Below are 22,277 nucleotides of genomic sequence, written 5' to 3'. Positions count from 1 at the left end.
CTCGGCATGCGCAGGGTTGCCCGCCGTTGGGCGCAAAAAGGCCGGCAAGAATGCCGGCCTTCGTCGTCCGTTGTACCAATTTTGCAGCCTGAAAAAATCAGGCGGCCTGAAGAACTGCGTCCGGCTCCGGATCTTCAATCGACTTCCCGGCATTGTATACGGTCTCGTCGAGAATGCCTTCGCGCTTGGCAACGATCGTCGGCACCAGTGCCTGTCCGGCGACATTGACGGCGGTGCGGCCCATGTCGAGGATCGGGTCGATGGCGAGCAGAAGGCCCACACCCTCAAGGGGAAGCCCAAGCGTCGACAGTGTCAGCGTCAGCATGACCGTTGCGCCGGTGAGGCCGGCGGTCGCTGCCGAGCCGAGCACCGAGACGAAGACGATCAGGACATATTCCTGGATGCCGAGCGGCACGCCGAAGAACTGCGCGATGAAGATAGCCGAGATCGCCGGATAGATGGCAGCGCAACCGTCCATCTTGGTCGTTGCGCCGAGCGGCACGGCAAAGGCGGCATATTCGCGCGGCACGCCGAGGCTCTTTTCCGTCACGGTTTCGGTGACGGGAAGGGTGCCGACCGACGAGCGCGACACGAAGGCCAGCTGGATTGCCGGCCAGGCGCCGGCGAAGAAGCGCGAGGGCTTCAGGCCATGTGCGACCAGCAGCGCCGGATAGACGACGAACAGCACGATCGCGAGGCCGATATAGACGGCCGCTGCGTACCAGCCGAGCTGCGCCAGCGTTCCCCAGCCATATTGCGCCACGGCGCGGCCGAGCAGGCCGATGGTGCCGAGCGGCGTCAGCCGAATGACCCACCAAAGGATCTTGCGGACGATGACGAGCAGCGACTGGTTGAAGGCGAGAAAGGGCTTGGCTGCGTCGCCCGCTTTCAACGCGGCCGTGCCGAAGACGATCGAGACGACGAGGATCTGCAGGACGTTGAAATTCAGCGACGTGCTGGCGCTACCCTCCGTCAGCTTGGTGCTTGCCTCCAGGCCCAGAATGTTGGCGGGGACAAGGCCCTTGAGGAAATCGAGCCAGGACCCGGAATAGGAGGGTGCCTTGGCAGCTTCCTGCGATACGGTCGAGCCTATGCCGGGCTCGATGATGAGGCCGAGCGCAATTGCGATGACAACGGCGATGAGCGAGGTGATCGCGAACCAGAGAAGCGTTTGCCAGACCAGCTTTGCCGCATTCTGAAGCGTCGCCAGATTGGCGATCGAAGCGACGATCGCGGTGAAGACCAGCGGCGGGACCAGGGCGCGCAGAAGCTGCACGAAGATGGCGCCGATCGTCTGCAATGTCACGGTCAGCCAGTTGGGGTTGCCGGCCGCGTCGACGCCCATGTTGCGGGCGATGAGGCCGAGCAGCAGACCGATGACCATGGCTGCGAGAACCTGGAAGCCGAACGACAGGAAGAACGGCTTCGGCGGGGATTTGATGGAAGCTTGGGACACGATTTACACTCGATTGATTGGTGGAGCGGAGCGCGAGGGAGGCAGCGTCCGCAACGAGGGCAAATTAGTCAAGGTTGTAAGGGAGTTTAAGCAACCGTTTCGCGCGCGACGCATGATAGGCGGAAAAATTTTCCCGGCAGGCGGGCGAGCTTCGGTGCACCGAGGGATGGACGATCGTCTCCTCCATCCCGCCGGCCGCGTTTTCGAGCGTCGGCGAGCCAATCCGTGCAGCGTCATACCAATCCGCCGATACCGCCCTATCTGCAAGGCCGTAGATGTCACCCGGAGGAGATGAGCATGCAGATCAATCGCACTGGACAGGCAAAATGGGCCGGCGGTCTCAAGGACGGCAAGGGGCAAATTTCGACGCAGAGCGGGGCCTTGAAAGACTATCCCTACGGCTTTGCAGCTCGTTTCGAGGGCGTGCCGGGCACAAACCCGGAGGAACTCATCGGCGCGGCTCATGCCGGTTGTTTCACCATGGCATTGTCGCTGATCCTGGGAGAGGTCGGGCTCGCGGCCGAGAGCATGGAGACCACCGCCAAGGTCACGCTCGAATCCGTCGCCGACGGTTTTGCCATCACCGCGATCCATCTGTCCCTGAAGGGAAGTGTGCCGGGCGCGGATCTCGCAACATTCACCGAACTCGCCAACAAGGCGAAAGCGGGATGCCCGGTGTCAAAGGCGCTTGGTGCAGTTCCCATCACACTCGACGTCAGCCTGGCATGATCGGCGTCAGCGCGGCATGAGCGTGAGCCCGGAAATGAGGCGGGCGCCCATCTCAGATAGATAGGCGCGCCGCGAAAGCGGCGTCCCGTCGCTCAACGCCAGCCGAGCGCTGGCGCCACGTGCTTCAGGATCGCCTCGATGACGTGGGCATTGTAATCGACGCCGAGCTGGTTGGGCACGGTCAGCAGCAGCGTATCGGCTTCCGCCACCGCTTCATCGCCGGCCAACTGCTTGATCAGCACATCCGGTTCGGCCGCATAGGAGCGGCCGAAGATTGCCCGCGTGTTCTCGTCGATGAAGCCGATCGTGTCCTGTTCCTTGCCGCTCTGGCCGAAATAGGCGCGGTCGCGATCGTCGACGATCGCAAAGATGCTGCGGCTCACGGAGACCCGAGGCGTGCGGGTGTGGCCCGCTTCCTTCCATGCTTGCCGATAGGCGCGGATCTGGGCTGCCTGCTGCACATGGAACGGCTCGCCGGTCTCGTCGTCCTTGAGCGTCGAGCTCTGCAGGTTCATGCCGAGTTTGGCGGCCCAGACGGCGGTTGCGTTCGAGCTGGAACCCCACCAGATGCGGTCGCGCAGTCCTTCCGAATGGGGCTCGAGCCGCAGCAGGCCGGGCGGGTTCGGAAACATCGGTCGCGGGTTCGGCTGGCCGAAACCGTTGCCTTTCAGCGCTTCCAGAAATACTTCCGCGTGGCTGCGGCCCATGTCGGCATCCGATGCGCCGTCCTGCGGCACGTAGCCGAAATAGCGCCAGCCATCGATCACCTGCTCGGGCGATCCGCGGCTGAGACCGAGCTGCAGGCGAGAACCGGAGATGAGGTCGGCGGCGCCGGCGTCTTCGGCCATGTAGAGCGGGTTCTCGTAACGCATATCGATGACGGCGGTGCCGATCTCTATGCGCTTCGTCCGGGCGCCGACGGCGGCCAGCAGCGGGAACGGTGAGGCCAGCTGCCGAGCGAAATGATGCACGCGGAAATAGGCGCCATCGGCGCCGAGCTCTTCGGCGGCGACCGCAAGGTCGATCGACTGCAACAGCGCGTCACCCGCCGAGCGGGTCTGCGACTGGGAGGAGGGGGTCCAATGGCCGAAGGAAAGGAATCCGATTTTTTTCACGATAGCGCCGCCTGGGAATGTGTCATTGCTCGTTTCCTAGATGGCATGGGACCGCCCCGAGCAACAGAGGTTGGGGGCCGAACGCTGTGTTTCCGAAACGCGCAGGAAACGACATGCGTTCGATCCGTGAAAATGCAGCGAGCAGTTTAGGATGTTTCATTGAGGTGCAAGGGTGGCAGGCCCCTTCCTGAACTGCCGGCGGTAGCTTGCCGGCGAGATCGAGAAGGCGCGGGTAAAGTGCTGGCGCAGCGAGACGGTGGAGCCGAAGCCCGCGATCTCGGCGACCCGGTCGATCGGACAGGAGCCGGTTTCGAGCAGGCGTTGCGCGGTCGCCAGGCGTTGATTGAGCAGCCATTGTGTAAATGTGGTGCCGGTCGCCTTGCGGAAATGTCGGGTGAAGCTGCGCAGGCTCATTCCGGCCCGCTCCGCCAGTTTACCGAGCGACAAGGGTTCGCTCAGATGTTCGATGGCCCAGTTGATCGTCGCGCCGAGCTGCACCTCGCTGACGGCCGCCGGCATCGGTTTTTCGATATATTGGGTCTGGCCGCCTTGGCGATGCGGCGCCACCACCAGCCGCCGGGCAATGCGATTGGCAATTTCCGCTCCATGATCGCGGCGAACGATATGGAGGCAGCAATCCATTGCGGCGGCCGTTCCGGCCGATGTGAGGATGTCGCCATCATCGACGTAGAGCGCATCCTGATCGAGGGCGACCTGCGGGTAGCTTCGTTGGAACTCTCCGGCCCAGGCCCAATGGGTGGAAGCCGGTCGCCCGTCGAGCACGCCGGCTTCAGCCAAGACGAAAGTGCCGAGGCACAGGCCCACCAGCCGCGCGCCGCGCGTATGAGCAGCCCTCAGGCTCTGCAGCAAGGCTTCGGGTGGCCGCTCGTCCGGATCCCGCCAGGCCGGCACGATGACGGTATCGGCCGCGCCCAGGTGGCTCAGATCATGTGTCACCTCGATGCGAAAGCCGGAACCGGTGGGGATCGATCCGGTGTTTTCGCCGCAGATCAGCAGCCGGTAGCGTGGCACTCCAAGTTTCAACAACTCGTCGCCAAACACGATGCAGGGCACCGAAAGGTGGAAGGCGCTGATGCCTTCAAAGGCGATGACGGCGATGGTGTGCATCGGTGCTGTGATCCCGTTTCGAAGAGTTGGCCAGAACCTAGCATATATTGTCATTCCGGCCACTTTCGTGAGGCCGCCTTATGCGGGATTTTCCCGCGGCCAACAAAGACGCGAAAGGACATTTCCATGATACAGCACCCAACCATCCGCGCCCTCGCCGGTGCCACGGCGCCGCAAAGTCTTGATCCTGAGAAGACAGCCCTGCTGGTGATCGATTTTCAGAAGGAGTATTTCAGCGGCAGAATGCCGATCCCGGATGGCGAAAAGGCACTCGTGAATGCCAAGCGCCTTATCGCCCGGGCCGATCAGGACGGCATGCGCGTCTATCACGTGCAGCATGTGACACCGGCGGGCAGCCTTGTGTTCGCCGAGGACAGCGAGATGTCCCGGTTGCACGACGCGATCCAGCCATCCGCGAGCCATGCGGTGATCAGCAAGTCGTCGGTCAGTGTGTTTCCTACCACCGATCTCGACCAACGGCTGAAGGAGGCCGGCATCGATACGCTGATCATCGCAGGTCTGATGACCCATGCCTGCGTCGCCGGGGCCGCCCGCGATGCCGTGCCGCTCGGTTACAGCGTGATCGTCGCCGACGACGCCTGCGCCACGCGCGACCTCGATATGGCGGATGGCAATACCGTCAGCCATATCGCTCTGCACCGCGCAGCTCTGGCCTCGATCGACGACACCTTCGGCGACATCGTCACGACCGATCGCCTCCTTGAGCTGCCGCTGACGGCCAAATGAGGCGTTGACGGTCAGCCAGCCTTGCAAGAAACGCCGCCGCCGACTGATCAGGTAGGTGGCGGCGATCGTTAACCGATGCGCAGTTGGCGGCCGCCCCGACCCTGGAGAAATCGGGATCTCGGCCGCCAACCGATTGGGCTTTCAACTCAGCCCGGCTGGAGGGCCACCTTGCGGGAGACCGCCACGAGCGAGGCGCCCAGCAGCGCAGCCAATGCGGCGAAGAGGAACACACCCGCCGGTCCCTGGAGTTCGACGATCACGCCGCCGAGGATTGCTCCCGTCGAGATGGCGATCTGGAATGTTGTCAGTGTCGCAGCGCCCGCACCTTCCGCCTCGTCGCCGGCAGCCCGGCTGATGAAGGACTGGACGCTGACGGGCAGAGCGCCGAAGGCGAACCCCCAGGCTGCCGTGGCTGCCGCGGCAACGGCCGGCAGCACGCCGGCGACGGCGAGAAGCAGAGCCGTGGCGGCGATACCGGCCGCCGCCAGCATCATCGACAGGCGGGTGTTGCGCTCCGCCAGAAAACCTCCGGCGATATTGCCGAAGAAGCCGCCGATACCGAAGGCGAGCAGGATCGCGGTGATCATCTCGACGTCAAAACGCGGAACCTGTTCGAGATAGGGGCGGATATAGGTGAAGCCAGCAAAGTGACCGGTGACAACCAGCAGGATCGTGGCAAGGCCCAGCCGGATCGCCGGGCGCTTCAGGACCCTTGCGATCGTGTCGAGGCCGGTGGTCCCGATGGGCGGCAACGATGGAACAGTCAGCGCCTGGACGATAAAGGTGATCACTCCGACTGCGGATGCAAGCAGGAACGCATAGCGCCAGCCGAGCGTGGCGCCGATCCAGGCGCCGACGGGTGCCGCGCACACTGTCGCGATCGACACGCCCGACATCACGATCGCCATGGCCCGCGGCATCAGTCGGCCGGGAACAAGCCGCATGGCGAGCGCCAGCGACATGGCCCAGAAACCGCCGAGCGCGACGCCGAGCAGCACTCGGGCCGCAAGCAGAAAGGGAAGGTTCGGCGCAAAACCCGCCATCAGGCTCGAGACGACGAGCAGGCCGGTCAGAGCCAGAAGAACCGTTCGCCGGTCGAACCGTCCCGTGTAGACGACGATCGCCGGACCGGCGACCGCCGCGACGACGGCCGTCGTCGTCACCGATTGCCCGGCCGCCCCGACGCTGACCCCGAGATCCGCCGACATCGGCGTCAGCAGGCTTGCTGGTAGAAACTCTGCCGTCACCAGGCCAAACACGCCAAGCGAAAGGGACACCACGGCGCCCCACCGCGCGCGGCTCCGGTCGTCCGTCGGGGCCGCTGATTTTGTCACCAAGCCATCCATATTCTCGATCTCCGCGATTGTTGATGGCGAAAATAGGTGGGATCTTCAGGAGTTTCTATGCTAGAAAATCCAAAAGACTGTGCCGTTTCTCCAAACTTGCCGGTGGGTTCATGAGCGATGCATTGACCGAAATCTTGCGCGGGCTGCGGCTCGACGGTGTTGAATACGGGCGTTGCCAACCCTGCGCGCCCTGGGCGACGGCCTATCCGGCGCAGGAGCCCGCGCGGTTCCACTTTCTCGCATCAGGCTCCGCCCACCTTCGTGCGCCGGATGGCGAATGGATCGAGCTTTCGCAAGGCGATGCGGTTCTGTTGCCCAGAGGCGATGCGCATGTACTGGCGAGCAAGCCGGGCATTCCGCCGGTCTCGATCGCCGACCTGCCGAAAAGGCAGCTGTGTGACGGCATCATCGACGTGCAATGCCCGTCGACGGACAGCAAGAACCTCATCTTCTACGCGGTGATGCAGTTCAATGTCGATCGGCTGCATCCACTCCTGCAACTGATGCCGGCCGTCATGCGCACCAGCGATCTTGCGTCGAGCGAACCGTCGATCCCGCCACTTCTCGACGCCATGACGCGGGAAGCCGAGATGCAGCGCGTCGGTTCGGGCGGCATTCTGGCGCGGCTCGCCGACGTGCTGACCGCAACGCTCATTCGAACCTGGGTGGAGCATGGCTGCGGCACGGCGACCGGCTGGCTGGCGGCTGTGCGCAATCCGGAACTCGGTCGTGTGCTTGCCGCCATCCACCTTGAGCCAACGCGGGATTGGAGTGTACCCGAATTGGCAAAGCTGATGGGGGCGTCGCGATCGGGTTTCGCTCAGCGTTTCGTCGACATCATGGGCGAGACACCGGCGCGCTATGTCGCACGCATGCGAATGCACCAGGCGCATCAATGGCTGCAGGAAGGGCAGAGGGTAGCCCTTGTCGCCGGCCGCCTCGGCTATGATTCCGAGGCTTCGTTCAGCCGCGCCTTCCGCAAGATCATCGGGGCACCGCCAAGCCACTATCGAAGCAAGACCTCGGTCAGGGAGAAACTGGCTTCCTGATACGATCTGATATTCTTTTCCCCGGTCGCCCGGGGTCAGAACCGCCCGCTTATGCCAACCTTTGCGCCGGCAGATGTCTCGCCGTCGCCTTCGATGTTGAACAGCAATCCGGTGTCGATCGACCAGCTCTGCGCAGTTTGCAGCGATAGCGCGGCCGAGAGCGAGCCGAACAGACCCGCGCCATCAAGCCCGGAATAGCCGATCGTACCGGCGAGCTTGGGCGTCAGCGCCATGTCGTTCTCGAGGCTGAACTGCCGGGCAATCTCCGCCCTCAGGCTGATCCGCAATTGCTCTTCGGTGAAGCCCTTGAGGTCGACGATGTCGCCGGCGCCGTTCTTCACCCCATAGTCGTCAACCGTTTCGGAGAAATAGACGGCTCTCAGCGCCGGCGTAAACACGGTTGCATCGTCCAGCTGCCATTGCCCCTTGACCGAAGTGTCCATGAGCAGGCGGCGCGTGTCGAATGTGCCGTCCCAGGCATTCATGTCGATGGTGTTGGACGAGCCGCCATAGAGCAGGCTCGAATCCCAGAAGATGCCCTTGCCGAGTTCGAAGGAGGCATAGGGACCGGCGAGCCAGCCATTGCCCGAAAGCTCTGCATCCTCGTCGGTCGGGTCGGTCATGCGGTCATAGTGGAAGGACAGGCCGAGCAGTGCTCTCTCAGACAGCAGATAGTCTGCGCCAAGCGAGACCATGCCGAAGTTGCCCCACTTGTCGTCGTCGTCCTTGCGACGGTGCATCAGGAACGTGCTGTCGAGCCAGATGTTGAATGGCGAGGCTTCGGCCTGGTCAACGCCATCGGCCCTGTCGCGCGCCGCCTCGATCTGGGCAAGGCTTGTGGAAAAGCCAAGTGTAACGCCATCGGTTGAAGGTGTCATACGGGTGGTGACCGTGTCTGATCCCGCGGCCATCCGGCGCCGGTCGATCAGGCCCGGCACCTTGATGGTCGAGGCGATCAGGTTCTGCCGTGTCCGCACGAAGTCGCGCACGAGTGCGTCGATCTCTGCGGCCTGCCCGGAGGTATCGAAGGCGAGATTGTACGTCACGGTCCCGGTGTTGGAGGTGCCGAGCGCACTGACCATACGGAAGCCGATGCGCACCCGGCCGGAATAGGCCTTGTTGGGCGTGAACTTCAGATACCAGCCAACCGGAGCGGCGGCCGGACCAACCTGTGCCAGTTCGCCCTGGATGATGGACGCCGTTCCGGCCTGGGCCGGCTCGACAAAGGTCGCCTCGGCCGCGATGAACGGACCGCCGGTGGCGCCGCGATTGAGATAGACATCAGGCGGTGCCGATCCGGCCGGGACATCGACCACCTTGTCGGTGACGGTGATCGCGCGGGCCTGGACCTTCACGGAATAGCTCGCCGTTCCCGTTGCGCCGTTGTTGTCGCGAACCTCGATCGCGAAGGTGTAACTGCCTCCGGCGTCCGCGGCCAGCGGGCCGGTCAGTTCACCCGTTGAGACGTTGAGGACCATGCCTTTGGGCAAAGCGCCGGATGCCAGGCGATAGAGCATTGGCCCGGTTCCGCCCTTGGCGGCAATCGGCTGGCTGTAGTCCTCGCCGGCCATGGCGTCCGTGAGCGTGCCAGCGGGTGGCTCGAAGCTGAAATCGACTGGGGCGGCTGCAATCGCGATCGAATAGCGTGCGGTTCCCTCAGCGTTGTTGGCATCGGTTGCCGTCACGGTGAAATCGTGGTTTCCGGCTCGGGTCGGGATGCCGCCGATCGCGCCGGTGGCGCTATCGAGTGCGAGCCCCGCAGGAAGCTGGCCCGATGTGACGGCATAACGATAAGGCGCGGTTCCGGCCGAGGCGGTGACGGCGCCGCCGCTATAGGCGGCTCCGGCGGTTCCAGTCGCCAGCGCGCCAGCCGGTGGCGAGAAGGTGAGCGTCGGTGCTGTCACTGTGATCGACACCGTCGCGGCAGGCGAGGTGCCGGTGACGTTGGTGGCCACATAGGTGAAGCTGTCGGAACCGGAATAACCCGGTGTCGGGGTATAGGTGATCGCCAGTCCGGACACCGCGGCGGTGCCGTGCGCCGGCTGGGCATCGACCGAAACCGTATTCGCTGCGCCGCCGCTCAGATCGAGCGTGATCGGGTTGGTCGCGGAGTTTGCTGCGACGGTTGCACGCACATCGTTGGCTGTCGGTGCCTGGATGACGATGGCGATCGAGTAGCTTGCGGTTCCCGTTGCATTGTTGGCGTCGGTTGCCGTCACGGTGAAATTGGCGGTTCCGGCCGTCGTCGGCGTTCCCGAGATGCGACCGGTGATGCCATCGAGCGCGAGGCCTGCAGGCAGTGCGCCTGAAGCCACGGCATAGCGATAGGGCGCGGTGCCGGCCGACGCGGCGATGGTGACCCGGTCATAGACCGTCCCGACGATACCTCCGGTCAACGTGCCGGCTGCAGGCGAGAAGCTGAGAGTGGGTGCCGTGACGGTGATCGTCACGGTCGCGGCTGTCGACGTGCCGGTCGCGTTGGTGGCGGTGTAGGTGAAACTGTCGGAACCGGAGTATCCAGGCGTCGGTGAGTAAGTGATCGCAAGCCCAGACACCGAAGCGGTGCCGTGCATCGGCTGCGTCCCTATCGCGAGCGTATCTGCGATCCCGCCGCCGAGATTGAGCGTGACCGGGTTCGCCGTGGAGTTTGCCGCGACCGTTGCGCTCACATCGCCGGCGGTCGGTGCCTCGACCGCAATCGCGATCGAGTAGGCCGCCGTCCCCGTTGCGTTGTTGGTGTCGGTGGCCGTGATGGTGAAATTGTAGTCTCCGGCCGTTGACGGCGTTCCCGAGATGAGACCGGACGCAGGATCGAGCGTCAGCCCGTCCGGCAGCGTGCCGGTTATGGCATAGGTGTAGGGTGAAGTGCCGGCCGATGCAGCGACGGTGACGCCGCTGTAGGCGGATTTGGCGGTCCCGCCGGGCAAGGCGCCGGCTACAGGCGAGAAGCTGAGGGTAGGTGCCGTGACGGTGATTGTCACGGTCGCGGCTGTCGACGTGCCGGTCGCGTTGGTGGCGGTGTAGGTGAAACTGTCGGAACCGGAGTATCCAGGCGTCGGTGAGTAAGTGATCGCAAGCCCAGACACCGAAGCTGTGCCGTGCGTCGGCTGCGTGCCGATGGCCAGCGTATCGGCGATCCCGCCGCCGAGATTGAGCGTGACCGGGTTCGCCGTGGAGTTTGCCGCAACCGTTGCGCTCACATCGCCGGCGGTCGGTGCCTCGACCGCAATCGCGATCGAGTAGGCCGCCGTCCCCGTGGCATTGTTGGCATCTGTGGCCGTGATGGTGAAATTGTAGTCTCCGGCCGTTGTCGGCGTTCCCGAGATGAGACCGGACGCAGGATCGAGTGTCAGCCCGTCCGGCAGCGTGCCGTTGACGGCATAGATGTAGGGCGCGGTGCCGGCTGATGCAGCGACGGCAATGCCGCTGTATGGGGTCGCAGCCGTTCCGCCCGCCAGTGCGCCAGCGGGCGGAGAGAAGGCCAGGGTCGGCGCAGAAACGGTGATCGTCGCGGTAGCGGCGGCGGACGTGCCGGTCGCGTTGGTAGCGGTATAGGCGAAGCTGTCGGAACCGGAGTACCCCGGCGTCGGGGTGTAGGTGATCGCGAGTCCCGACACCGAAGCCGTACCGTGCGTCGGTTGGGTGCCGATGGCAAGCGTGTCCGCCGCACCGCCGCTGAGGCTGAGCGTTATTGGATTGGCCGTGGAGTTCGCCGCAACCGTCGCACTCACAGCGTTGGCGATCGGCGCAGGCTTTGGTGTGACCGAACTGGACGCATCGGAGGCCGGACCGGGGCCGATGCTGTTGGTGGCCGTGACTTTGAAGGTGTAGGCGGTGCCGTTGGTAAGGCCCTTCACGGTGATGGGACTTGATCCGCCGGTTGCCGCGGCACCGCCCGGATCAGCCGTCACGGTATAGCTGCTGATCGGCGTGGTGCCTGCATTCACAGGGGCGGTGAAGCTGACCGTCGCCTCGCCGTCACCCGACGCAGCGCTGACGGCGGTCGGCGCATCAGGGGCTGCGCCCGCGCGATTGACGACGATGTCATAGGTCTTCGTGGCGACGGTGTCCTGCGCCGTCACCACGATGCTTACGGCGTTGCCGCCGACCTGGAGGTTGACGGGAAGGCTGCCCGGCGCCGCGATGACGGTTCCGTTGACCGAGACGACGGCGCCGGGATGTGCGCTGGCCGGCGTGATGGTGATGGCGGAAACGCTATTGCCCACCGAGACAGTATAGCTGGTGGTGGCGGCGTCGAAGGTCGGGGCAAGCGTGCCGCTCGAAACGCCGATGCCCGAGAGGTTGGCGTCGCTCGAGGGCGGCGCGACGATCATGGGCGTACCGCCGGTGAACGCCTTGGTCATCTCGTTGCCGGCGAAGTCCTTGATGCCGGTGCTGGCGGACAGGCCGAGCGCCAAGGTACCTTCTCCCGAAACATTCGCGATCTTCACCTGATAGGTCGATCCCGATCCCGACACACTGTCGATCGTGCCTTGCGCGGTTCCTGTTTTCGCCAGGGTGAACTTGCCGATGTCCACGGCCGTGACCGGTTCGGAAAACGTGACGTCGAAGGTGGCGGCTGTCGCGGTGGGGTTGATTGACGTTACCGTGGGCCGGACGCCGTCGATCCTGATGCCTGATGTATCGGCAATGTTGCGCAGTGTGATATCTGCATCCACTAGGCGGTTGTAGTCCGTGATCGTTGCCCCCCCGCGCGCCATTGACGAGATTGCGATTCCGTCTTCGTCGAGGTCGTTTTCGGCAACAGTGTAGGAAAACGTCATGGTGTTAAAGACGGCGCCGATCAGGTTGATCCGCCGCTCGACAGCCCCAAAGACAGCCTTCAGGTACGGCCCCCCGTTGCTAGCGATGTGCTGATCGAACTCCACGTCGAACAGCAGCGTGGCGCCGATCGCGTAGGTTCGTGCGGGCGTGTTGAGCGGTTTGACGGCGGTGACAACCGGCGCGGCGACATAGGTATAGCCGTTTGCGCGCGTCACGGAACTGTTGCCCACGGTCGTCACGGTCACATCGGCCGGGCCGGCCGCTCGTGCCGGCGCAGTGGCGGTAATCCGGGTGGCACTATCGACGGTGAACGTGGTGGCGGGAACGCCGCCGAATGCAACGGCACTCACACCGATGAAGTTGGTGCCGGTGATGGTCACGGATTGTCCACCGGCACTGCTTCCAATCGACGGCGTGACGCCGGTGATCGTGGGAGGTGCGCTGCGCGTGACGACCACCCGATAGGTCCGCGTGACCGTGCGGTCCTCGGTCGTCACGGCAATGGTGAGTGTGTTGTCGCCAACATTGAGTGGCACGGCGGTCGATGTGCCCGATACGGCGCTGACCCCGTTGATCTTCACCGTCGCGGTGGTTCCGGGCGTTGACGGTGTCACGCCGAGGGTGGAAACGCCGTTGGCCACCGTGGCCGTATAGGTCAGGGTATTGGTGTCGAAGGCCGGCTCGAGGTTGCCGCTCGACAGGGCGAGACCGGAAAGTGCGGCGTCTAACGGGTTGCTTTTCGTGACGCAGACGACGTCCATACGCCAAGGAACGGTTGTCGGGCTTTGGTTTATGAATTCGACATAGATTCCACCGTCAACGAGGTTTTGCCCGGAAATCGATGCGGATTCATTGCCAGTTACAACACCGGCTTCATAACTGGTCATGAAGTATTCGACGCCAGTTTCAGAGATCGCGGTGAAGTACGCGCTGTCCCAGTAGGATGGATTGCGGATCAAATCGATATGAAGCCGGTCCGTCGTTAGAAAATCACTCTTGGGGTAGGTCTTCGAGAGAGCTAGGACGTCCTTCCCGTTCAGATCGGCAACGATATCCTCGCACCCTTTCGACGCAGCGACGGCTTCTCCCGCGACGGCCACCAGGCCGGAAAGAAGAAACACCAAGGCCATGAGCAGCCGGATCTGATTGCGCCAAAACCGGCGCATCTTTCCATCCTTCGGCCCGGCCTCGACCAGTGTTGTGGCGCACTTCCGTTCGACGGTACCGTCAGAGAGCATCGCAGCGGTGTTGCCGCCGCCTGCCACACGAACAGCCCGGTTGCAGGAGCGTGCGGCAGTGGCCGATCGATCGCTTGTCATGACGCATTTCTCTCAACAAAAACCGCGCCATGGCAGGCGCGCTTCCTGTTAGCTTGGAGAAAGTGCCGTCTTCAATTGGCGCAGGCGATCCGGAGCGGAAATGCGCACCCCGTGCCAATGACCCTGCATTTACTGCCAAATCGACTGTCTCGCCGCCACCCTGACCGTTTGCCGTTCAGGTCCTTAACGCCCGATCAGGCTGATCCATTGCGACCAGTCGGTCGCCGACAGCCCAGGCGCGGATTTCAGCAGGGCCGGATGATGCGCCGAAAGGTGCCGTAGCTCCCGCGGCGACATGCCGAATTCCCGACGAAAAGCACGGCTGAAATTTGCCGCGTTGGTAAAGCCGTGTGCTAAGGCGAGGTCTGCAATCGCCACGTGCCTGTACTCCGGCGCTCGAAGATTGATGAAGGCACGCCGCAGGCGCTGCTGCGCCAGGAAAACCGAAAATCCCCCAACCAGCTCCAGAAGCCGATAGACCGTTCGGCGCGACAGCCCGAATGCGGCCATGACACGCTCCACTGTCAGATCCGGTTCGAGCAAGTGGTCGGTTATGTAGCGCCGGACCGCGATCGACAGCGCATGGCCGACGCTCGCTGCATTGCCCTCGCTCGTCTGGCTGTTGATCGCAGCGCCCGCGAGATCGAGCAGCGGAGACAGGACCGCTTCCGCGTCGCCGACGGAGATATGATCCAGTTGCCTGTGCAGGCTGCCGAGCGTGTCCCTCAACAGCGAAACGAGCGGCATGCTCGACGGTAGGACCAATTCATGATTGTCGTCCGGGCGCTTCAGACGGGGGGCCAGCATCTGGCGCGGAATGACCAGGCTGAGATGCTCGTGATCGATTGTGGACGTGGCGAGCGGCTGCGCCATATCGATCACGTAGAGGTCACCGGGGCGGGCAATGCTGTCGGAGCCGCCGCGGCTGCCGCTTTGACCATTGAGATAGAACTGCACGAGATACCCGTCCATGCCGTCCCGGGCGATCTTGTAGCGGGAACGATCGAAGTCCTGACCGCTCGATCGAGTGCGCGCGACCCCGACACCTCCGATCAGGGCCGCATCGACGCTGGCGAAGAAAGGCTCGTCGGACGGACCGCGAAGGCGTGTGTCGAAAAGAACGCCGATCGACTCGCGCCACATCAAATGGGCGTCTTGCTGCCGCATGGCTGTCGTGTCGAATCGAGAGCGCGGCAATCCGAAGTGATCGATAGGCGAGGAGTCCAAGCTTGACGTGGCATCAATTGACATGGTCGGAAAACTTCGTTCTTGCGCTGCACTGATGGTCATAAGTTGACAACTGGCAATTGGCTTACCCAAGCATGTCCGCCACAACTCCTGAATACATCCGTTCATGTCGCGACTCTCGTTGGCCGCAAGCTAAACACTAGAGATAGCTGGATATTCTTGCGAGATCATTTCAGCCGCAAGGAGAAAAAAATTCCGAAGCGACAAGCTTCGAGCGGATAAAGGCAGACTGCGGCCGTATGCCGTTGCGGCACATTTCAGCTCTGTTTGCCGGTTTCGCCGTACTGCTTTTGACGGAAAACCGCTCCGCACTTTTCCAGGAAAGGCCCTAAGGGCTTGTCGCGGCCTTAAGAGCGCCTGCAAGCTTTCTGACGGCGACGTCGAGCTCGATCGGCGTATAGGCGGCGAATCCCATCAGGAATCCGGCCTCGCCAGCGCCGGATGCGTGAAGTGCCGACAGGCCCAGCAGCTCGACGCCAACGCGCCGCGCCGCGTCGATCGCGGTGCACTCTGGCAAGCCGCAGGTCAGCACGCAGGGCATCTGAAGACCGCCGATCGGAATCCGTGGCTCTACGAACGCCGAAAGGTGGGGCCGCACGAGGCCGACAAGAGCATCGAGACGTTCGCAGTAGACGCCGCGCATGGTGCGAACGTAAGCGCCGAAATGCCCGCCATCCATGAACCGGGCGAGTGTCAGTTGCGCAATCGAAGCCGTATGGCCGTCAAGCAATGTCCGTGCAACGGTCATCGGTTTGACCAATTGCGGAGGCAGCACGACATAAGCGATCCGCAGCCCGGGAAAGAGCGATTTGGTGAAGGTGCCGATGTAAATGGTCCGGTCGTGAGGGTCGAGGCCCTGCATGCAGGCTGTTGGTTTTCCGGCATAGTGGAATTCGCTGTCGTAGTCGTCCTCGATGATCCAGGTCTGGTGCTTCCCTGCCCATTCGATCAGGGAAAGTCGTCGATCGAGCGCAAGCGTCGCGCCGGTCGGAAACTGATGCGAAGGCGTCAGGAAAACGGCCTTGGCCTTGTGAGGCTGGCTCAGGATCCGTTCGACCGTGATGCCCTGATGGTCCACGGGAATTGGAACACATTCGAGGCCGGCAGCGTCGAATGCCTTGCGCGCGCCGTAGTATACCGGATCTTCGATGAAGATGCGGTCACCGGGATCGAGCAGCATATTGGCGCAAAGTGCCATTGCCTGTTGTGAACTCGTGAGAACCAGCACACGGTCGGCGCTGGCGTGCGCACCCCGTTCCAGGTTGACATAGTCGGCAATCGCGCGTCGAAGCGGTTCTGCGCCTTGTGGATCTCCATGAAGGAGAGCCTGTGTGCCCGTTTCCTTCAGGACCTGGCGCTCCAGACGTTCCCACAGCGAAAGCGGAAAGCTGCGCGTCTCCGGCACACCCGGTGCGAATGGCCGGGGTACAAGTTGTTCGCGGACGCCGCCGCTGCGGGACATGGCGGCACCGCGTTTGCTGAGGCTTGGCTCCTTGTGGCGCTGGAGCGCATCTCGTGGCGGAACTTTTTGGGCCGCGGAGAATGCCTTCACCTCGGCGACGAAACTGCCGCTGCCCACCCGTCGGTCGATAAAGCCCTCGGCATGGAGTTGGCAATAGGCGGCCTCGACGGTGTCGCGGGAGACACCGAGCGACCTGGCGAGTGCACGCGACGCTGGCAGCGGCCTGCCGGGGCCAAGCGCACCATCGACGATGAGTTGCCGGACTGCTCGCTGAATCCGAGCGTGGAGCGGCAGCGCTGCATACGCCGGATGGACGAGCCAAGCCTGCACGGTTTCCAATTGGGAATGCTTGAACAAATGGTCTGGCCGTCGACTGATAAATGGATGGGATAATCAGTCCATTTATCAACTAAAAGTCAAGCCGCATCCTGGCCCGGCGCCAGAGACTTTCAGGAGATTCCACCGGATCATGTCGCATACCTCGCCACCATCGCCCTTCCGTTTGGGCGACCTCACGCATCCCATCGTCGCCGGATTGATCTCCGTCATCGTCAACTATGGCGGAACCTTCATTCTGGTCTTCCAGGCCGCAAAGGTCGCGGGTCTGAGCCCGGAACTGACCGCATCGTGGGTGTGGTCTGTTTCCATCGGGGTGGGTCTGACCGGACTGTTTCTGAGCTGGCGCTATCGCGAGCCGATCATCACGGCCTGGTCGACCCCGGCTGCGGCATTCCTCGTGACGGCTCTTGCGACCACGCCCTATGCCGAAGCGGTGGGCGCCTATCTGATCTCGGCAGCTGCCTTCGTCGCATTGGGGCTGTCGGGCTGTTTCGACAGGGTCATCAAGCTGATCCCGCCCGGCATCGCCGCGGGGCTGCTCGCGGGAATATTGCTGCAGTTCGGCATCGGAGCTTTTGGCGGCGCGACGGTCGATCCGCTGCTGGTCGGGCTTCTGATCGTTGCCTATGTCCTGTTGAAACGCTTTACCGCACGCTATGCCGTGGTCGGCATACTGGTGCTCGGTCTCGTGTTCCTGGCCATGCAGGGCCGTATCGATCTTTCCGGGCTGCAGTTGAAGCTGGCCGCGCCGGTTTTCACCATGCCGCAATTCTCGCTGAATGCGCTTCTGAGCGTGGCGCTGCCGCTGTTCCTGATCACCCTGACCGGGCAATACATGCCGGGCATGCTGGTTCTGCGCAACGATGGCTTCAAGACCGGCGCCAGCCCGATCTTGACGGTGACGGGTTTGGGTTCGCTTGTCATGGCGCCGTTCGGCTCGCACGCCTTCAACATCGCGGCCATCACCGCCGCGATCGCTACCGGCAAGGAGGCGCACGAAGACCCGAGCAAGCGTTGGGTGGCGGGGATCGCGGCGGGCGTCTCTTACGTTCTTGTGGGCGTGTTCGGCGTGACACTTGCGGCAGTCTTCATGGCATTGCCGGCGACGTTCATCACCACCTTGGCCGGGCTTGCCCTGCTGGGCACGATCGGCGGCAGTCTCGCCGGTGCAATGGCCGATCCGAAATCGCGCGAGGCAGCGTTGATTACCTTCCTCGCTTCGGCCGCCAACATCAGCCTGCTCGGGATCGGCGGCGCGTTCTGGGGCCTCGTGATCGGTATTGTCGCTTCCATCGTGCTGAACGGCCGCCTGCCGCGTCGGGACTGTGGCAAACTGGTTGCCATCGAGAGGGCGGCAGAGTGATATCCGTGGCAGATGTCGTACCGGCCGTCCTCATGATGTCGGATGTGGAACGTTGCCCATTTTCTTGACCCCGACCGCTTGAGCGGGGGCAGGCGTGCGCTTTGCCCGCCACTCGGTGGGGCTCATGCCGGTCACGCGCCTGAACTCGCGGTTGAAGTTGGATTTCGTCAGAAAGCCGACGTCGTAGACAATCGTGGTAATGGCGATGTCGCCGCTTTCCAGGAGCCGGCAGGCCTCCGCGATCCGGAAATCGTTGACATATTGCGACAGGTTCTTGCCGCAAACGCTGTTGACGGCTTTCGACAGCTGGCGCGTGGGAATGCCGGCCCTGCGCGCAAGCCGGCTGAGGTTGAGATCATGATCCCGGTAGAGCCCTTGCGTCTGCAATAACGGCTTCAGGCGCGCCACGATATGCGCGTCGTCGTCAGACGCAGGCGTTGGCTGCACCGCTTCGGGCGCAGGCGAGGACGGGTTTCGCGATGCGATCGCAGCCGCGGCCCCGAGCAGCATGACGAGAGGGATCGTTGCTGCGGTGACGATCATGGCGGCATGTGAGCCGTCGAACACGCGAAGATCCATCGCGATCAAACTGTCGGCGATGGCTGCAAGCAGCATCGTCGTGGCCATAACCTGCAGCGACCGATGGATGAGCGGCGCATCGTCGAAACGCGCCAGATCGAGCGCGTCGGTTCCGGCCCAGGCCAGACGTCCGAGCGCCACCGCATACCAGGCGAAGATGGCGATGAGGATAACGTCGATCAACTGTGGCCGGGCAACGGTGAGGATCGCGACCAGGAGCGACGGCAAGAGGTGGGGCCAAACACGATGGGCGAGTCTGTTGCCCTGCTCGGTGACAAAGGCCGCGAAACAGACCCACGCCAAGGGGCCGACGGCTGAGGCAAGGATGGCCTGGGCCGGCAAGACGCGTTCGATCCCATAGCCCCAACGCACGCCGATGACGATCGCAAGCAGGCAGAGCAGCAGCACCAGAATGCGGAAATGCCGGCTCGCAGCCTGCTCACGAAGGCACATCTGTCCGAAAAGGATGAGCAGCAGAAGGGCCGCGACGAACGGCAGCGGAATGAAAAGCATCGGGTCGGTCCTGTTTGGGCGACACTATTGACCAGATCGCGATCGGAGACGACCTGGATCATGATCTTGGTCTCAATTGCAAAAACGTCATGCGAGGTTGGTCCGCATCATTTCAACCGGGCCAGCTCCATGATCTCGTTCAGACCGTTTCTCATCCTTGTTTTCCAGTTCACGCTTTTCATCTCCTCTGCGGCCTGTGCGAGCGTCGGCTTTGCGGAAGTTGAAGTCCCGGACCCTCTCGATCGCCCTATACAGGCGTCGATCTGGTATCCGACGAATGACGAGCCGCGATTGCAACCGCTCGCAGACTACGAGCAGATCGTCGCCCTAAACGGTCACGTCGCCGGCGAAGGACTGCCGTTGGTGGTTGTCTCGCACGGCACGGGCGGCAGCGCCTATGGCCATCACGATACCGCTTTCGCGCTTGCCGAAGCCGGCTTCGTCGTGGTGGCCCTGACGCATCCCGGCGACAACTATGCCGACATGCGCCACTACGCGAGCCGCAGCCAGCTGACGGAACGCCCCCGTCAGGTCTCACTGATCATCGACTATATGCTGCGGGCGTGGCCGCACCGCGGAGCGATCAATCCGGATCGTGTTGGCATTTTCGGGTTTTCGATCGGCGGGTTCACGGCGCTGGTCGGGATGGGTGGAAAGCCGGTGCTTTCCGGCCTCATCGAGCAATGCGCAGCCGCTCCGCAGCGATGGGTCTGTCGCGAATTCGGTGGGGTGGACAATCTCGCCAGAAGCTTCGGCGCTGCACCTCTTGATGTCGTTCACGATGCACGGCTGAAAGCGGCGTTCGTGGCCGCACCGGCCATCCCGGCACTCTTTCTTGCTGATGGCCTCAGTGATGTGCACAAACCCGTGGCGCTCTGGGCGGCCGCTTTGGACGACATCGTGCCGGTGGAGCCGGACTTCGCCATCGTCCGCGACGGATTGCCGGTCAGGCCCGTTTCCCATGTCGAGCCCGGTGCGGGACACTACTCCTTCCTCGCGCCGTGCACTCGGAGCCAACGCGCGGAGCTGCACGAGATCTGCACCGATCCGCCGGGCTTCGATCGCGCCGCATTTCATGCGCGTCTGAACGCTGCTGCGGTCGCCTTCTTCAGGGCCAATCTCTAGGCGGATGCTTGGGTGGATGTGAGTGGTGCGAGGCGAGGCGCCCGTATCGATGGGCGACGACGGGGTCGACTGCCTCATTGCGTATGGGAGGCATACGCCGCTGCAGGAGGACGCAATCGCCGCTGCAAGCTAGACACAACAGCAGTTTCAGAGCGGAGGTCGGTCGATGAATGCAGTGGGGCAGAGATATTCCGGGAAGGTCGCGCTGGTTGCCGGCGCAAGCAGGGGCATTGGCGCCGCCACTGCCAGGGCATTTGCGGCGGAAGGTGCGGCGGTCGTGCTTCTCGCCCGCTCGAAACAGGCGATCGATGACGTCGCCCTTTCGATCCGCTGGCAGGGTGGGGAGGCGCTGGCGATAGAGGCGGATGTCGGTGACGAGAGCGCGATGGCACGCGCGTTGGACATCGTCCTGCAGCGCTATGGACACCTGCACGCTGCCTTCAACAATGCGACCGATGGCGGCATGCCAGCGCCGCTTGCCGATCTCGATGTCGAGGCCTTCGATCGCGGCCTGCGAACCAACATTCGTGGCACCTTCATTGGCATGCGCCACCAGATCAGGGCCATGGTGCGCAACGGCGGCGGCGCGATCGTCAACATGGCCTCGGTCGCCGGCGTGAACGGGACATCCGGTCTTTCGGCCTATGTCGCGGGAAAGGCCGGCATTATCGGTCTTACGAAAGCTGCGGCGCTCGACTATGCCGATCAGGGCATCCGCATAAACGTCGTCGCCCCTGGCCCGATCCTGACCCATCATCTGGAAGCCGCCGGTGCGAAGGCTCAGGAGCAAGCCGCCCTTTCGACGCCGATGCGCCGGCTCGGAACGGTTGAGGAGGTTGCCGCGGCCGTGCTTTGGCTCTGCTGCGAGCAGGCAAGCTACATCACCGGGGCGGTGCTTCCCATCGACGGTGGCATGAGCGCCGGCACCAAGCTTTCTGTGAACTACCGACGGGGTGAGCCGCTCGGCAAGGGTGCGGATTGATTGTTCTGCACTTGCATCGGGCTGTGGATGGCGTTCTATGCCGCTGTCGATCTGGACAGAGGTGATCCTATGGACTGGGAAGAACTGCATCTTGTTCAAGTCCTTGCGCGCTACGGTTCCTTAAGTGCCGCGGCGCGCGGCCTGGGCACGAGCCAGCCGACACTCAGCAGACGCCTGGATGCGTTCGAGGGCAAATGCGGGCAGAAGCTGTTCGAGCGACATCCGAACGGATTGATGCCGACGATGGCATGCCGTTCCATTCTGTCTGCGCTGGACGAAATGGAGGCGGGTGCTCTTGCGGTGGAGCGGCGTCTTGCCGCCCAGGAAGACGATCTGCAGGGAGCCATTACCGTCACCAGTCTCGACTGGTTGGGTGACTATGTCATTGCGCCCATGCTGGCGAGATTTGCGGCCTGTCATCCGGGCATCACGATCAATCTCCTCAACGACAGCAGGCGCTTCAACCTGTCCAGGCGGGATGCCGACATCGCGTTTCGGTTCGGCAGCTTCGACCAGAACGATATCGTCGAGCGCAAGGTAGCGGATATTCGCTATGGGCTGTTTGCAGCCGACGGCTATGTCGATCGTTTCGGACAGCCTTCGGCTGACAGCAGCGGCACACATTCCGTCGTCGAACTGGATGAAGCGCCGGTGCGCGTGTCCCTTTCCGGCTGGCTGCGGGAGTTGCTTCCGGACGCGCGGGTGATCCTGCGGACAAATTCGATACGCTCGCAGCTGAGCGTCGTGGAGGCCGGGTTGGCTGCCGCCACGCTTCCCTTTTTCCTAGCCGCCGGTCGACCCGGACTAAAGGCCTTGGTTACGGGGACATCGGCGCCGACCCTGCCACTCAAACTCGGCGTCCACAGCGACGTGCGCAACATCGTCCGGATCAGGAAACTGATCGATTTTACCGTTGCCGAATTCGCCGGCCTTCGATCCAGCCTTCATCCTGCCAATCCTTGAGCCGATGGCGTCGCCGGGGCTTTACCAAA

At 63.2% G+C, this 22,277-nt stretch carries 15 protein-coding genes; 7 read left to right on the top strand and 8 right to left on the bottom strand.

The features are described 5' to 3' along the window. Positions 1-97 precede the first annotated feature (97 nt). Positions 98-1,459, bottom strand: a complete 1,362-nt coding sequence (locus AC1Q80_RS19650) for a dicarboxylate/amino acid:cation symporter (RefSeq protein WP_412728343.1) — start codon at positions 1,457-1,459, stop codon at positions 98-100. A gap of 294 nt (positions 1,460-1,753) precedes the next feature. Between AC1Q80_RS19650 and AC1Q80_RS19645 the strand changes: the two genes are divergently transcribed. After that, positions 1,754-2,185 (top strand): OsmC family protein, encoded by a 432-nt coding sequence (locus AC1Q80_RS19645; protein WP_492361528.1) that lies wholly within the window; start codon positions 1,754-1,756, stop codon positions 2,183-2,185. 92 nt (positions 2,186-2,277) lie between these two features. Here AC1Q80_RS19645 and AC1Q80_RS19640 read toward each other — a convergent pair whose 3' ends face one another. Beyond that, on the bottom strand, positions 2,278-3,300 hold the full coding sequence (locus AC1Q80_RS19640; RefSeq protein ID WP_209788624.1) for an LLM class flavin-dependent oxidoreductase: 1,023 nt from the start codon (positions 3,298-3,300) through the stop codon (positions 2,278-2,280). Positions 3,301-3,456: 156 nt separating this feature from the next. Continuing rightward, entirely contained in the window at positions 3,457-4,428 is a 972-nt protein-coding gene (locus AC1Q80_RS19635; protein WP_209788621.1) for a GlxA family transcriptional regulator, read from the bottom strand. Positions 4,429-4,554: 126 nt separating this feature from the next. Here AC1Q80_RS19635 and AC1Q80_RS19630 point away from each other — a divergent pair, with 126 nt between their 5' ends. After that, a complete protein-coding gene (locus AC1Q80_RS19630) occupies positions 4,555-5,175 on the top strand; it encodes a cysteine hydrolase family protein (protein WP_492361527.1) in 621 nt (206 codons plus the stop codon). A 146-nt stretch (positions 5,176-5,321) separates the two neighbouring features. Here the strand turns inward: AC1Q80_RS19630 and AC1Q80_RS19625 are convergent, their stop codons facing one another. Next, positions 5,322-6,521, bottom strand: a complete 1,200-nt coding sequence (locus AC1Q80_RS19625; RefSeq protein WP_492361526.1) for an MFS transporter — start codon at positions 6,519-6,521, stop codon at positions 5,322-5,324. A 110-nt stretch (positions 6,522-6,631) separates the two neighbouring features. Between AC1Q80_RS19625 and AC1Q80_RS19620 the strand changes: the two genes are divergently transcribed. Next, the gene (locus tag AC1Q80_RS19620; protein WP_173421170.1) at positions 6,632-7,570 is read left to right on the top strand and encodes an AraC family transcriptional regulator; all 939 of its coding nucleotides are present in this window, start codon (positions 6,632-6,634) and stop codon (positions 7,568-7,570) included. A 35-nt stretch (positions 7,571-7,605) separates the two neighbouring features. Here AC1Q80_RS19620 and AC1Q80_RS19615 read toward each other — a convergent pair whose 3' ends face one another. From AC1Q80_RS19615 to pdxR, 3 genes are all read right to left on the bottom strand, one after another. Then, positions 7,606-13,674 carry a putative Ig domain-containing protein gene (locus tag AC1Q80_RS19615; RefSeq protein ID WP_492361525.1) on the bottom strand — a complete coding sequence of 2,023 codons (6,069 nt, stop codon included), beginning with the start codon at positions 13,672-13,674 and terminating at the stop codon, positions 7,606-7,608. Between the two features lie 183 nt (positions 13,675-13,857). Then, entirely contained in the window at positions 13,858-15,030 is a 1,173-nt protein-coding gene (locus AC1Q80_RS19610) for an AraC-like ligand-binding domain-containing protein (protein ID WP_492361524.1), read from the bottom strand. Between the two features lie 220 nt (positions 15,031-15,250). Further along, positions 15,251-16,741 carry a MocR-like pyridoxine biosynthesis transcription factor PdxR gene (pdxR, locus tag AC1Q80_RS19605; RefSeq protein ID WP_492361523.1) on the bottom strand — a complete coding sequence of 497 codons (1,491 nt, stop codon included), beginning with the start codon at positions 16,739-16,741 and terminating at the stop codon, positions 15,251-15,253. Between the two features lie 112 nt (positions 16,742-16,853). Between pdxR and AC1Q80_RS19600 the strand changes: the two genes are divergently transcribed. Then, positions 16,854-18,086 carry a benzoate/H(+) symporter BenE family transporter gene (locus tag AC1Q80_RS19600; protein ID WP_492361522.1) on the top strand — a complete coding sequence of 411 codons (1,233 nt, stop codon included), beginning with the start codon at positions 16,854-16,856 and terminating at the stop codon, positions 18,084-18,086. 30 nt (positions 18,087-18,116) lie between these two features. Here AC1Q80_RS19600 and AC1Q80_RS19595 read toward each other — a convergent pair whose 3' ends face one another. Continuing rightward, positions 18,117-19,178, bottom strand: coding sequence for a helix-turn-helix domain-containing protein (locus AC1Q80_RS19595; protein WP_492361521.1), 1,062 nt, complete (start codon positions 19,176-19,178; stop codon positions 18,117-18,119). A 129-nt stretch (positions 19,179-19,307) separates the two neighbouring features. On the opposite strand from AC1Q80_RS19595, the gene AC1Q80_RS19590 reads away from it, so the two are divergent. From AC1Q80_RS19590 to AC1Q80_RS19580, 3 genes are all read left to right on the top strand, one after another. Then, complete coding sequence (locus AC1Q80_RS19590) at positions 19,308-20,303, top strand: alpha/beta hydrolase family protein (protein ID WP_492361520.1); 996 nt, start codon at positions 19,308-19,310, stop codon at positions 20,301-20,303. 166 nt (positions 20,304-20,469) lie between these two features. Further along, complete coding sequence (locus AC1Q80_RS19585) at positions 20,470-21,285, top strand: SDR family NAD(P)-dependent oxidoreductase (protein ID WP_173421163.1); 816 nt, start codon at positions 20,470-20,472, stop codon at positions 21,283-21,285. Positions 21,286-21,312: 27 nt separating this feature from the next. After that, complete coding sequence (locus tag AC1Q80_RS19580) at positions 21,313-22,248, top strand: LysR family transcriptional regulator (protein ID WP_492361519.1); 936 nt, start codon at positions 21,313-21,315, stop codon at positions 22,246-22,248. Positions 22,249-22,277: the final 29 nt, after the last annotated feature.

This window comes from Ensifer sp. GW823-FHT05D09 (assembly GCF_058795755.1).
The sequence above is the reverse complement of the archived record's forward strand: the minus strand, read 5'-3'. Positions and strand labels throughout refer to the sequence as shown.